The organism is Exiguobacterium sp. AB2, assembly GCF_000696055.1.
GTDB lineage: Bacteria > Bacillota > Bacilli > Exiguobacteriales > Exiguobacteriaceae > Exiguobacterium > Exiguobacterium alkaliphilum.
The window spans coordinates 1-13,720 of record NZ_JNAA01000065.1; the positions used below are offsets into that span (position 1 = coordinate 1).

The 13,720-nt window shown below is 52.5% G+C and carries 13 protein-coding genes; 2 read left to right on the top strand and 11 right to left on the bottom strand.

Going from position 1 to position 13,720, the window contains the following annotated elements; translation table 11 throughout:
* Positions 1-20: 20 nt before the first annotated feature.
* Both DI14_RS08675 and rnjA read right to left on the bottom strand, forming a co-directional pair.
* On the bottom strand, positions 21-1,475 hold the full coding sequence (locus tag DI14_RS08675) for a phospholipase D family protein (RefSeq protein ID WP_034807610.1): 1,455 nt from the start codon (positions 1,473-1,475) through the stop codon (positions 21-23).
* A gap of 62 nt (positions 1,476-1,537) precedes the next feature.
* Entirely contained in the window at positions 1,538-3,205 is a 1,668-nt protein-coding gene (rnjA, locus tag DI14_RS08680) for a ribonuclease J1 (protein WP_034807611.1), read from the bottom strand.
* A 216-nt stretch (positions 3,206-3,421) separates the two neighbouring features.
* Here rnjA and DI14_RS08685 point away from each other — a divergent pair, with 216 nt between their 5' ends.
* Positions 3,422-4,198, top strand: coding sequence for a Cof-type HAD-IIB family hydrolase (locus DI14_RS08685; protein ID WP_034807632.1), 777 nt, complete (start codon positions 3,422-3,424; stop codon positions 4,196-4,198).
* Between the two features lie 30 nt (positions 4,199-4,228).
* On the opposite strand, the gene DI14_RS08690 is transcribed toward DI14_RS08685, so the two are convergent.
* From DI14_RS08690 to DI14_RS08710, 5 genes are all read right to left on the bottom strand, one after another.
* Positions 4,229-4,891, bottom strand: coding sequence for a TrkA family potassium uptake protein (locus tag DI14_RS08690; protein WP_034807612.1), 663 nt, complete (start codon positions 4,889-4,891; stop codon positions 4,229-4,231).
* Positions 4,892-4,996: 105 nt separating this feature from the next.
* A complete protein-coding gene (locus DI14_RS08695; protein ID WP_034807613.1) occupies positions 4,997-6,028 on the bottom strand; it encodes a cytochrome d ubiquinol oxidase subunit II in 1,032 nt (343 codons plus the stop codon).
* 14 nt (positions 6,029-6,042) lie between these two features.
* Positions 6,043-7,431 (bottom strand): cytochrome ubiquinol oxidase subunit I, encoded by a 1,389-nt coding sequence (locus DI14_RS08700; RefSeq protein ID WP_034807616.1) that lies wholly within the window; start codon positions 7,429-7,431, stop codon positions 6,043-6,045.
* 304 nt (positions 7,432-7,735) lie between these two features.
* Positions 7,736-8,857 carry an N-acetyldiaminopimelate deacetylase gene (locus DI14_RS08705; RefSeq protein WP_034807618.1) on the bottom strand — a complete coding sequence of 374 codons (1,122 nt, stop codon included), beginning with the start codon at positions 8,855-8,857 and terminating at the stop codon, positions 7,736-7,738.
* Complete coding sequence (locus DI14_RS08710) at positions 8,854-9,732, bottom strand: LysR family transcriptional regulator (protein ID WP_034807621.1); 879 nt, start codon at positions 9,730-9,732, stop codon at positions 8,854-8,856. The genes DI14_RS08705 and DI14_RS08710 overlap by 4 nt, the downstream gene beginning before the upstream one ends.
* Positions 9,733-9,841: 109 nt before the next feature.
* On the opposite strand from DI14_RS08710, the gene DI14_RS08715 reads away from it, so the two are divergent.
* Positions 9,842-10,228: a disulfide bond formation protein B gene (locus DI14_RS08715; protein WP_034807623.1), complete on the top strand. Its 387-nt coding sequence runs from the start codon at positions 9,842-9,844 to the stop codon at positions 10,226-10,228.
* 47 nt (positions 10,229-10,275) lie between these two features.
* Here DI14_RS08715 and nadE read toward each other — a convergent pair whose 3' ends face one another.
* The 4 genes from nadE to DI14_RS08735 form a co-directional block, all read right to left on the bottom strand.
* Positions 10,276-11,088 (bottom strand): ammonia-dependent NAD(+) synthetase, encoded by an 813-nt coding sequence (gene nadE / locus DI14_RS08720; protein ID WP_034807626.1) that lies wholly within the window; start codon positions 11,086-11,088, stop codon positions 10,276-10,278.
* Between the two features lie 122 nt (positions 11,089-11,210).
* Complete coding sequence (locus DI14_RS08725; protein WP_034807629.1) at positions 11,211-12,026, bottom strand: BsuPI-related putative proteinase inhibitor; 816 nt, start codon at positions 12,024-12,026, stop codon at positions 11,211-11,213.
* 100 nt (positions 12,027-12,126) lie between these two features.
* Positions 12,127-12,321 (bottom strand): hypothetical protein, encoded by a 195-nt coding sequence (locus DI14_RS08730; RefSeq protein ID WP_024369963.1) that lies wholly within the window; start codon positions 12,319-12,321, stop codon positions 12,127-12,129.
* Positions 12,322-12,562: 241 nt separating this feature from the next.
* Positions 12,563-13,720, bottom strand: a 1,158-nt coding sequence (locus DI14_RS08735) for a virulence factor (protein ID WP_235193431.1), incomplete at its 5' end; no start/stop codon positions are given.

The following is a 13,720-nucleotide window of genomic DNA, read 5'->3' on the forward strand; positions in this document are numbered from 1 at the left end:
CACGAAGGCGGGTTTCTTTGTTAGTACGTCATCGTCCACGTCAGTTTTTGCAACCAGTAAATCAAGTACTTACCAATCGGCAAGTCCGTTTGAATCTCTTCGTACGCGAGCGTATACGTTCCTTCTTCATTGTTCCACAACCGTTTGAAGTAGCCGTCGACTTCGTTCATAAACTCCGTCTCGGTCGTCGCGACGACTTCGACATCGGCTTCTAAATTGTAGTCGTTCATGTTACGCGCCGTATAGTTCCCAGAACCGATGACGACGACTTGTCGTTCCCCTTCCACATACAACAGTTTCGGATGATACTGTTCGTCACCGACTTCGTACCACCGAATCTCGATTTGATCAGGGTTGACCGTGTTCAGTTCGGCTGTCACCGGCAAGTTCGGTAGACCCGACTTGTCCCGCCCGAACGCATTCGTGTTCGGGTCGAGGATCAGTTTGACGAAGACGCCCCGCTCGGCGGCCCGGTGGATGGCGTGAATGATGTCGCGATCGGCCAAATAGAACATGCCGATCCAAATCGTCTCCCCTGCTTTCGCCTGATCCATCCCGTCAATGACCGCCTCTTCAATCTTCGACTCGGTCACGTATCGGATTTGCATCGGGCCGTCCGAGTCTTCTTCCCGCAGGTTCGCCAACTTCTCTTCATCGGGGAACCTCGCCTCGTCCCCTTTCGAGAATCGGGCGATCGCTTCTTCGCCTTCCAAAATATCGGCGAGAATCGGTCCGTCGAGACGAACCCCGACGTTTGAATGATACCCGCTCGCGTCGTGCGGATTCGCCGACAAGACGAACCCTTCATTTTCGGTCACCATCACTTTACGATGGTTCGCTTTGACGTTTAAGAGCCGTAAATACGAACGGATGGTGATGTCCGGTGCCGACTTCGCCATCGGGTTCGGGAGCCAGCCGTTCTGGCTATCCCCAAACCATTGGAAAGCCATTCGATACACAGTGGAATACAGGATGTTTGGATCGCGAAGGGCGTCTAGATTTGTATAAACAATTTCAGCACCCGCTTCCTCTAACAAATCGAGATGGTCGGCAGGATGGCCGTTATACGTCGTGTTGATTTCATCGGTGATGACGACGACGTTCAAATCCGGATACGCCTCCATCTGTTCGAGGAGCGCTGTCGTCAACCGGGCCGTGATGGTCGGATACTCTCGGTCCTCGTTCGAATAAGGGTTAAATAAGAAAAAGTCCATGACGACATACTCGCGCGCCTCACGAATCGATCGTTCGACGTCTTGAAAAATCTCCATTTCGTTCACTTCCGTGTCCTCGCCTTGGTACGTCAAGTCAAACAGGAAATCGATTTGGTCGTCTGAAATCGCGACCGGTTCTGACGCCCGTGATACGCCTTCTGGTAACGGCTTGACTTGGTGATAAATCATCGTAATAAGGAAGAGGACGAGTAGCACGGCAACGCCCCACTTCACCCATCCTCGCTTCTTCTTTTGCTCCATATGCACCCGCTCCTTTTCGTTCGGTTCAAAAAACGGGCCGTAGTCTCCTACAGCCCGCTCGTTCATACTTCCATGATAATCGGAAGAACCATCGGGTGTCTTCTCGTTTTTTGTGCCAAATATGGTGTAAGCGTATCGGAAACGAGTTGTTTCAACTCTGACCATTTCATCTGCTTGTTCGAGAGGCCTTGTTCGACCGTCTTCTTCAACAGACGCTCACCGTCACGAATCAAGCTACCCGACTCACGCATGTAGACGAAACCGCGCGAGATGATGTCTGGCCCAGAGACGAGTTTGCGTGTCTTGCCGTCAATGCTGATGACGACGACGACGAGCCCGTCCTCTGAGAGAATGCGACGGTCGCGCAAGACGATGTTGCCGATATCCCCGATGCCGTTCCCGTCGATATAAACGGCGTTCGCGGAAATCTTGCCGGTTACGGCTGCCGAGTCGGCGTCGACCGCGAGCACTTCCCCGTTATCCATGACGAAACTGTTCTCTTTCGGGATCCCGACCGATTCAGCGAGTTCGGCGTGTTTCTTCAACATTCGATACTCGCCGTGAATCGGCATGAAGAATTTCGGGTTGAGCAATCGAATCATGAGCAACTGCTCTTGTTGTGAGCCGTGACCTGACGTATGGATGTTCGTCAACTTGCCATAGACGACGTCCGCGCCCGCTTTATACAGCTGGTCAATCGTTTTCCCGACCGAGATAGCGTTACCTGGGATCGGTGACGACGAGAAGATGACCGTGTCACCTGGGATGATGGACACTTGGCGGTGCGTCCCGTTCGCGATTCGGCTAAGGGCTGCCATTGGCTCTCCTTGTGAACCGGTACAAAGAATCGCCACTTCGTTCGGGTCATAGTTGCGCATTTGGTTCGCCTCGATGATCATGCCTTTCGGGACGTTGATGAATCCGAGCTCTTGCCCGATCGTCATAACCTTCTCCATCGAACGGCCGAAGATGAGCAAGTGACGTCCTGTCTCGGCGCATGCGTCGATGACTTGTTGCAGGCGATAGATGTTCGAAGCGAACGTCGCGAAAATGATGCGTCCTTCCGCTTTGCGGAACGTCTCACTGATCGTGCCGCCGACGACACGTTCACTCATCGTGAACCCTTCGACTTCCGCGTTCGTCGAGTCGGATAAGAGACAAAGGACGCCCTCTTTCCCGATTTCCGCCATCTTGGCGAGGTCGGCCGGTTCACCGACTGGCGTGAAGTCGAACTTGAAATCGCCCGTATGAACGATGTTCCCTTGCGGCGTCTTGACGACGACACCGAGCGAGTTCGGAATCGAGTGGGTCGTCCGGAAGAACGAGATGCTCGTCTTACGGAATTTGACGATCGCGTCCTCGTCAATCTCGTGGAGTTCTGCTTCGCGAAGCAATCCGTGCTCTTCAAGCTTCACTTTGATGAGGCCAAGCGCGAGCTTCGTCGCATAAATCGGCAGTTTCACTTGCTTCAAGAGAAACGGGATGCCGCCGATATGGTCTTCGTGTCCATGGGTGATGAATACCCCTTTGACTTTATCTTTGTTTTTAATCAGATAAGTGTAATCCGGAATGACGTAGTCGATTCCAAGCAAATCGTCCTCCGGGAACATGATACCGGCATCGATGACGATAATCTCGTCTTGGAATTGAACGACGTACGTGTTCTTCCCGATTTCACCGAGTCCGCCTAGTGCGAACACGGCCGTTTGGTGGTTCTTTACAAACTTCATTTAATCTCTCCTTACTAAAATAGTTGATTTCATCTATGTGAAACATAAGTGATTCTCGCAGTATGGTTACGTTCCGTAAGATTCTTTCTTCATTATAGCTCATATTGTGTCAATATTTCACTAATGACGTCAGATTGAGGGTTGTTTCGCGATTTCATGTTATGCTTTTGAGTATAGCAAGACCATTATCAGACAGAGAAAGCATGGTGAATGAACATGGAAGATCAGAAAGTTGTCTTTTTCGACATTGACGGGACCCTTCTTCACGACGGGACGTACATCCCGCCCTCGACCATCCGCGCAATCAAACAGTTACAGGTGAACGGTGTCGAGACATTCATCGCGACAGGCCGTGGACCGGCGATGTTATCGAACATTCCCGAGCAAGTCGGAATCAATAGCTTCGTCTGCTACAACGGGCAAATCGTCGTGCATGACGGAGAAGTCGTCTATCGGAACACGTTGCCGACGAGCGCGTTGACGCGTCTGACCTGTCATGCCGATTCAAATGATCATACGCTCGTCTATCTCGGTCAGCATCGAGGCGGGGCGACCCGGCGAAACGATACCATCGTCGAGCAATCACTCAGCGAGCTCGACATGCCGATTCCTTCGTTTGCGCCGAACTTCCATAAAGAACAAGACGTCTACCAGACGCTCCTATACTGCACACCCGAAGATGAGCACCATTACGTGAACGCCTACGAAGAGTTCGACTTCATCCGCTGGCACCCGCACGCGATGGACGTCATCAATCGCGGGGCGAGCAAGGCCGACGGCATTCGTCACTTCATCGAAGCGAACGGCTACCGGCTCGAGAACACGTATGCGTTCGGTGATGCGCTGAACGATTTAGCGATGCTCCAATACGTCGGAACTGGCATCGCGATGGGCAACGGACGCGTCGAGGCGAAAGAGGCGGCCGATTACGTGACGAAGTCCATCCTCGACGACGGGATTGAATACGGTTTGAAGAAAATGAATTTGATTTAACACAAAACGAGAGGCGCGCGCCTCTCGTTTTTATCTGGACCGAAGTGTACGTTCGAGTCGGTCGAGGTCGGTATCTTTCCCGATGATGATTAGAATATCTTCCGGCAAAATCATCTCGTCTGCTTGCGGCGAGATGAGGACGTCGTCGTCACGGCGAATCGCCACGATGTTGACGCCGTATTTGGCGCGGAGGTCCAAGTCGATGAGCGACTTGTTCGACAGCTTCTCGCCGGCCTTGATCTCCACGATCGAATGTTCGTTCGAGAGCTCCAAATAATCCAAAATGCTTTGGCTCATCAACCCATTGGCGATTCGGACGCCCATGTCACGTTCCGGATGGACGATATTGTCGGCCCCGATGCGGCGCAACACTTTCTCATGGTAGTCGTTCGTCGCTTTTACCGTGATGATTTGAACGCCGAGCTCTTTCAAGATGAGCGTCGTCAAAATCGACGCTTGGATATTCTCCCCAATCGCCACGATGACATGCTCGAAGTTACGAATTCCGAGACTCTTCAATACGTTCTCGTCTGTCGTATCGGCGATGACCGCGTGCGTGGCCAATCCCATAAATTCGTTGACGCGTTGTTCGTCCGCATCGATGGCGAGGACATCGTATCCGTTCGCCGACAACTCACGAACGATCGACCCGCCAAAACGTCCTAACCCGATGACTGCAAATTCACCTGTCATGATTCATACATCCCTTTCCAACCGCGCATTCTGTTCTCGATTCTTCGTTCAGTGTAACCGATTCACTAAAAAAAACTATATAAAAAAGACCGGGAAGACCCGGTCTTACGCTTTGCCGCTCGAACGTTTGCCACGCACGTAATCGTTGTCGAACAAGAACAGTCGAAGCAACAAATATAGTGCCGGAACGAGGAGTAACAAACCTAGAATGAAGACGACGACGAGCGCGATGGCCATCGCCTCGTTGACGACGCTTCCGTTGATATCAATATACGGATACAAGATATACGGCAAATGCGTATATCCGTAGCCGAACCAGGCCATGAAGAACTGACCCATGACCATGAGGAACGCGATTCCATAGTTCCGCTTCAAATAGACGAGCGCGACCGCTGCGACGAAGAAGATGAAACTAACGGCGAACCACCACCAGTTACCCGCCAAAATCCGCTCATAGTGCCAAGCCGCTTGTGACTTGAGACCAAAGAAGACGAGGCCCGAGGCGATGATCGTCGGAACACTCCAGAACAGCGCCCATTTCCGGACGAGCCCCACCGCTGTCTTGTCCCCGGCTTTATCCGCATAGAACAAGAGGAACATCGCACTGATGTAGAGCACCGAGACGATGGCGAGGGTGACGACCGTCCACGAGTAGAAGTTCGTGAACAACTTCATGCCGTCGAAAAAGACGCCAGCCTCCGTCTCGTTGATGAACCCACCTTGACTGACCGTGAGCACGGTCGACATCGAGGCCGGAATCAACAAACCGGTCGCCCCATACAAGAACATATAGAGCGTGCTCTCTTTTGAACCGTAGTTCGCGAACGCGTAAAAGCTACCGCGAATCGCCAAAAGAATCAACACGACCGAGGCCGGGATGAGAAGTGCTGTCCCGTAGTAGTAGGCCGTATCCGGGAAGAACCCGACGATCCCGACGAAGAAGAAGACGAAAAACACGTTCGTCACTTCCCACGTCGGCGATAAATACCGTGCAATCAGACGGTTGACCATATGGTCTCGCTTCGTGTACTTGCTATAGAAAGCGAAGAAGCCAGCACCGAAATCAATCGATGCGACAATGAGATAACCGTACAAGAACGTCCATAAGACGGCAATCCCTAATTCTTGAATCTCCATGTCATACCCTCCGATCACACTTCATCGGCAAACATCGCTTCACCGCGATGTTCCGATTGTTTTAGATCTTTCCCAACTGGGTTGTCCTTGAACAGACGCGTCAAGACGAGCACCGTGACCACGCCAAGAACCGCATAGAGAATCGCGAAAGCGACAAGCATCCAACCAACGTTCGCCGACGTCGTCGCCGCTTCACTCGTGCGCATAAGTCCATACAGCGCCCAAGGCTGACGACCGAACTCGGCGAAGAACCAACCAAATTCGATGGCCATCATCGCGAGCGGACCACCGGCTGCGATGGCGATGAGCATCGGTTTACTGAATTGGTTCAAGCGTTTAATATACCGTCCGAGCACGAACAGGAACGAAATGAGTGCCAAAAGCATCCCAATCCCGACCATCGCATCGAACAGATAGTGGACAAAGAGCGGCGGTTGGTCCTCTTTCGCGAACTCGTTCAATCCCGTCACTTCATAGTCCGGGACACCACCGGCTAAAATCGAGAGCGCATACGGAATCTTGATGGCCCCGCGCACTTCGTATCCACCTTGTCCGTCATCTTCGAGCCAGCCCCCTAAAATGAGCCCGGCCTCAGACGACGTCTCAAAGTGCCATTCCGCAGCCGCCAATTTGTCCGGCTGATACTTCGCCAAATATTTACCAGAGAAGTCACCGACGAGCGCTGTCGCAATCGCGAAGATCAACGCGACCGTCATCGTCAAGCGAAGCCCGCGCTTATGGTAGGCAATCGTCGCTTGGTCGAGCTGGTTGCGATGGCTACGGAGAAGTTGCACCGCAGCGATTGCCGCCAAAATGAACGCAGACGTCAAAATGGCCGACGTGAGCACGTGCGACATCTTCGTCGGCATGGCCGGACTGAACATCGCCTCAATCGGACTCACGTTCGCAAGTCGTCCGTCGATGATATCAAACCCGACCGGTTGGTTCATGAAACTGTTCACCGTTGTAATGAAGAAACCGGAGAACAATGCCCCGACCGCGACGGGAATCCCGACGAGCATATGATGCCATGGGTTTTTAAAGCGGTCCCACGTGTACAAATAAATACCGAGGAAGATGGCTTCAAAGAAGAACGCGAACGTCTCCATGAATAGCGGGAGCGCAATCGTCTGACCGGCCACGCGCATCAAGTTCGGCCACAATAGGGATAATTGCAGCCCGATGGCCGTCCCTGTGACAACACCGACCGCTACGGTCACGACATACCCTCGTGACCACCGTCGGGCCATGAGTGTGTATTTTGGATCTTTCTTTTTAATCCCTAAAAATTCAGCCAATAAAATTAAAAGTGGAACCCCGACGCCGAGTGTGGCAAAAATCACGTGGAAGCCCAGCGTGAGTGCCGTTAACGCTCGACTCATCAGGACAGGATCTTGAAACATCTATTGATACCCTCCTATCTCTCTATCGCTTCAAACCGTTGCCTGAAACGCCAAATCAATGATGATTTCCATTGGATAACCTTATCATAAAGATTTTATATGGCGCTGTAATGTCTCAATGCTCAAGTTCGCAAAATGTTCACATTTGAGCAATCTTAACAAAATCGTCGCTTTACAATCATAATGAATTCCCGCTTTCTGCATATCGAAAGCATGATTTCACACATTTCCAACAAAAAAGACGAACCGATCGTCTTAGCGAAATGGTTCGTCTTTCTCGATATATGAATGGGGTCCAAGGCGATTATAAAATCGTGACCGTCCGGAAATAGTGGTCGAACAAGTCGATGGCGACATCGATGGCCCGCTCATCTGGGTTGAGCGTCGATTGATGCAACCCGGACCCCATGTCGTTCACACCGAGCCATACCATAAACCCGGGAACTTGTTTGAGCATGTACCCGAAATCTTCTCCCGTCATGGCCGGCACGCACGTCTTGTACGAATAGCCAATCTCCTCGACCGCCTCTTCGAACTGATACAAGTAACGCTCGTCGTTGACGACCTCGTGATACCGGTTGCCAAACTCGAGGTCGATGTGAACGTTATACGTCATCTCGACACCGGCGATGATTTGACGGATGCGTCGTTCGAGGACGACCATCTCTTTGTCCGACAGCGCCCGAATCGTCCCATCGAGTTTCGCTGTGTCGGCGATAATATTCTCTTTCGTACCGGCCACGACTTTACCGATGCTGACGACGGCACTGCCCATCGGGTCGATGTTGCGCGAGACGACCGTCTGTAATTGCACGATGAGCGCCGCTTGCACGATGACCGCGTCGATGCCGGCATGCGGGAACGCCCCGTGCCCGCCTTTTCCGTGAATCGTCATGTGAAGCTCACGTGCGCTCGCAAACAACACGCCTGGACGCGAAGCGACCATGCCGACCGGGTACTCCGGAGCGACGTGAAGTCCAAACATCGCATCAGGGCGGAAATGATAAAACAGCTCTGACATCGCCATCGGCTCGGCACCGCCCGGCCCTTCCTCGGCCGGTTGGAAGAAGATGACGAGGTTATGGTCGAGCGGTTCCTCGACCGAGCGTTTAATGAGACCGAGCGCGATCGCCATGTGCACGTCATGGCCACACGCATGCATCATCCCTTCATGGAGCGAGGCGAACTCGAGACCGGTCTCTTCCGTGATTGGCAGACCGTCCATATCGGCCCGATAACCGATCGTCTTGTCGCCGACGAGTCCGTCGACACGGACGAACAGCCCGGTACGCCAATGCGAGATGTGCACCCGCGGCGACTCGAGCGAGCGAATCAACTGCTCGAGCGTCGCTTGCGTCTTGAACTCTTCATACCCTCGTTCTGGAATCAAATGTAACTGCCTTCTTGCTTCAATCGCCCAACTCATTCCACACTCTCCTTCGTCACTTCTTCAACAACTTCCCAAAACGCCCGCACTTGTGCCAATTCAAGCATCGACTCGGTCGACAGCATCCATGTGTCCCGCACGAGCGGTGTCCCGTTCGACGACGTGAGCGGGATCTTATGAATCGACTCGACATCCCGAATCGTCGACTCGGGCAAAATCGCAAAGCCAATCCCATGGAGCGCCATCTGTTTACACGTCTCGATTTGGTCGACGACGAGCGTCGTCATCGGCGGGCTCGAGAACCGTTCTTGCCACCATTCGAGTATCTCTTGATAATACGTCGAATCGCTCTTGAACTGGATGAACGAACGCTCGTTATTCTTCAACTGTTTTAAATCCGTCATCTTCAAATCGACGAGGTGGAGCGAATCCGAGAACAAACGCATCTTCTCGCTTCGCCAATCCGGATTGCCACGGATGATGCCGATATGAAAATTTTCTTCTAACATATAGCGCATCATCTCGCTCGACCAACCGGTCACCAACTTGACACGGACCGATGGATAGCGCTCAACGAAACGCTTCAAGACGCGCGGCAACCAATACTGCCCCATAATCGAGGCGACGGCAATCTTTAACGTACCATACACCTCACCTTGCTTCGCCGTCAACTCTCCGCGAAGCTCTTGCTCTTCGCTATACATCTTTTTGGCAAAGTCGATAATCTTCTCACCGTCCGGGGTGAGGGCGAGTCCGCGGGTCGAGCGGACAAAAATTTTCTTTCCCCACTGATGCTCGATCGTGACGAGCCGTTGACTGAGCGCCGGTTGCGACACGAAAAGTCGTTCTGCGGCTTTACGCATATTCAATTCCTCGGCGAGGACGATTAACACTTCCACTTCTGATACTTGCATGACGTCACCTATTTCTCTATCGTTTCGAAACCTGTATACTGGATACGTTATTGCTTCACTGTATCATATCATGTTTAATCAATTTTTTGAGTTGTCAGGAGGAACAATGATGCAACGTCACCATTTTGCCTTTATCGTCGCCACGATTGCGACGCTCGGCAGTCTTTACTTTTCTGAAGTCATGCTTTACTTGCCGTGCAAGTTATGTTGGTTCCAACGCATATTTATGTATCCGCTCGCGATTTATTATATGACCGTCATGTTCACGAACCGTTCCGTCAACGGATTGTTCGTCGGCCTCATGGCGGGAACGGGATGGGCCATCGCCCTCTATCATGTCATCCTCGAGCGTATCCCGAACGGAGATGCGTTTTGCAGCAATGATTGCCTCATTCGCTGGGTCAATTATTTCGGATTCGTCACGATTCCGCTCATGAGCCTAATCGCCTTCACACTCATCTTGCTCATTCAGTTCGTCCCGTTTCGTAAGCGATAATACAGGAAAAGAAGCGTTGGCCCCGTGGGGCCGACGCTTCTTTTCAATCACTGCCACCACTCGTCATAGAGCGAGGCCGGCATATGGTGCTTGTGACGTGCCCGCTTGAAAATCGTCTCGATCCGCTCTTTGATGGCCGCATCGACGTCTTTCCCTTCGAGATAGTCGTCGAGTTCATCATAGGTCATGCCGAGTGCGACTTCGTCCGGGAGACCCGGTTTGTCGTCTTCTAGGTCGGCTGTCGGCACTTTGTAAATCAAGCTCTCGTGTGCCTCGAGCTCGTGCAACAGCGCTTTGCCTTGCCGTTTGTTCAGCCCCGTGAGCGGTGTCAAATCACAGGCGCCGTCGCCATGTTTCGTATAAAAGCCCGTCACGTACTCGGCCGCATGGTCGGTACCGACGACGAGCGCCCCGAACGTCGCCGCGATGTCGTATTGAACTTTCATCCGTTCGCGCGCTTTCGTGTTCCCTTTATGGAAATCACCGAGTTCAAATCCGGTCGCCTGTTGGAACGAGGCGACCGAGGCGTCGACGGCCGGTTTGATGTTGACCGTGAACACATTGTCCGGACGGATGAACTCGATGGCCCGTTGCGCATCGTCTTCGTCATGTTGCTCGCCATATGGGAGACGTACCGCATAGAACGTATAATCGCCGCCGTCCTGACGTAGTTCTTCCATCGCGAGCTGACAAAGTTTTCCGGCAAGCGTCGAATCTTGGCCTCCCGAGATGCCGAGCACGAGGCCTTTCGCTCCGGCCCGTCTGACGTAAGCCTTTAAAAAGTCGATTCGTCGGCGCACTTCCTCAGCCGGGTCGATGTTCGGTACTACGTGTGTGGATTCGATAATATGTTGTTGCATCAATGGTTTCCTCCCTCATCATCAGTTCGTTTGTCTCATTGTCTGACAATGAAACCTTATCGTCAACTTCTTTCATTCCCATATCAAAAAGACGGAAACCTCGGTTCCCGTCTCATGATTCGTTATTGGATGCGGAACGCTGTGACGTCTCCGCCAATCGGAAGCAATTCAAGGAATAGCGATTGACCTTCTGTCGGCTCTTCATCTAAAAGGGCGCCGAACACGAAATCTCCTGTCGAAGCTTGCGCCGCACCTTCTGCGTACACCATATGTCCGTCGGAAATGCTCCACTCGAACTCTTCGACGTCCGTAAACCCTGAGACCTCGATCAACGTGCCGTTACGTTTGATCGTCACGTCACGGAAATCACCATCCGTTTGCGGACCCTCGGTCGTCTCCGTGCCCGACTCTTCGGCCGCTTCTTCGGTCGCTTCTTCACTCGACTCCTCAGCAGGGGCTTCAGTCGCCTCGACCGTGAACCGCGTTTGGTCGGTCACCGCCATTTCCGGAGCGCCTTCGACTTGCCCGAGACCGACAAAGTCGGCCGTGTAGTCCCCTGCCGCTAGGTCGAGCGGGAACGTCTCGTCGAACACTTTCGTTTCGCCGGCTTCCCACGTCTCTTCAATGATCGATTCCGTGAACATGTACTCGCTACCGTAATCGAATACCGTCGTCTCCCCGTTCATGACCATCAATTGGAAACGTTGCGACGAGTTGAACGTCACGTTCACCGGCACGTCGTTCGGGTTCGTCATCGACACACGGACGACCAATTGCTTCGCGGCCGCATCGTAATTCGCATCCGTCTCAAGCGTCAACAAGGCAGGTGGTGTCGACGTGTTCCCGTCCACATCACTCGCATTCTCTTCTTCTTTCCCACACGCTGCCACGACGATGAGCAATGCCGCGACCGCGACGAGCAACCAAGTTTTCTTCACGTATCCCACTCTCCTCTGAAAAATAAAAAAACGTCTATAGCACTAGTGTATACGTTCGTGCAGACGTTTGTAATCTATTTCCTAATATTATTTACCTTTTTTATGAAACTTGAAGCGTTTCAGCGTATTGTTGTAAACCAGTCATGAACAACGAGTCAGCGACGTCGATGTCTGAACGAACTTGTGCAGAGATCGAGAACGTCTCACTATGGATTGACTCAAAGATGACGGTGATGATGCCATCGACCACTTCCTTATAGGCTACGAGTTCGGGTGTTTCTGCAAAAAGCATCATGAGTATGGCTCCTTTTTCGATATGAGATATACTCAGTGTAGCAACGTTTCAAAAAAAATAACGTCTTATCGTTCGACAGGTCGAACGACCTAGTCGACAACGTGTCGAATGTATGGAATGAATTGTTAACCGTTTTCAATTAGAGACTTCTTTCCTATAGAAAAAGAGAGGAAGAACGCAATTCGTCCCCCTCCCTTTGCCTATTCTTGTAAAAGATGACGAAACTTTGTTGTCGAATGATTTATTTCGCACGATTCGAAATTTGTTGCCATACCGTCCCGAGTGCCGTCTCGCCGCTCGTGATCCGCTCTTTCGCCAAGCGCGCTTGGAGCGCCACTTCGAACTCGGCGTCGTCCTCAGCGATTCTCAACGCCGGTACAGCTTGTTCGTCACCACAATCGAACAAGAAGCGGGCCGCTCGCCAGCGGACGAGCTTGCTCTTATCTTTCAACGCTTCAATCATCGAAGGTTGCGATTGCGGGAGCGCCCAGTCGGACACGGTGTCCCCTGCTGTACGACGCACGATCGGCGATGAGTCGACGAGTGCCTGTTCGATATACGTGACGTACTCTTCCCGGTTCGTCTCGAACATCCCAATCATGACGACCGCTTGACGGCGAATCGCCATCACGTTATCCTCGAGCGCACGTCGGAAATAGACGATATTATCCGGGACAATCTCGAGTTCGTCTAGAAACGCCAATCGCTCTTTCCAGTTATCGGATTGCAAACGGTTCGCATTCGCCTCGTAGTCGGCCTCACGTCCGAACGCGCGCGCGACGATTCGCGTCACGCGGTCTTGCGGGTACGCCGCCTCGAGTTCCTCCAAGACGACGTCCGCCACGTCTCCCAATTCACCATAGCGCGGTGCCTGTTCGACCCAGCGCCGGTCTTGAATCACATTTTTCACTTGTGCCTGCACATCAATCGCCGCATCGACGAAACGTTTCGATAGGCCGACTCGCTTCTCTTCGTCCCCTTTGACGAGCTTGATTTGCATCGGCACGTCTAAAATGAACTGAATCGACACATGTACCGGCTCGTAATCCGCTGCCATCCGAGCGGCGGACACTTCTGGCACGTCTTCACCGAAGGCGCGACGAATCTCGTTCATGACGTCGTGCCAGTCATGCTTCGGATGCCGCTCGACTGCCAAAAAGTCCGAGACGGCATAGACCGACTTGACGCCGCGCAGGGCAACGATATCTGAAATGACGTCCGGGACGTCCGTGCTCGCCTTGTCATACGTGACGCCTCTACCTGTGAACGCTGGCTCGACGATAATTTTCAGATTGTTCGGGCTCGGCGTCGGTTCGATTGCTATCAGTTTCATTGTCATCACCTCACCCTCAATCGTGACGAAAACGACAAAAAAACGCAAGCGAGTCGCTTGCGTTTC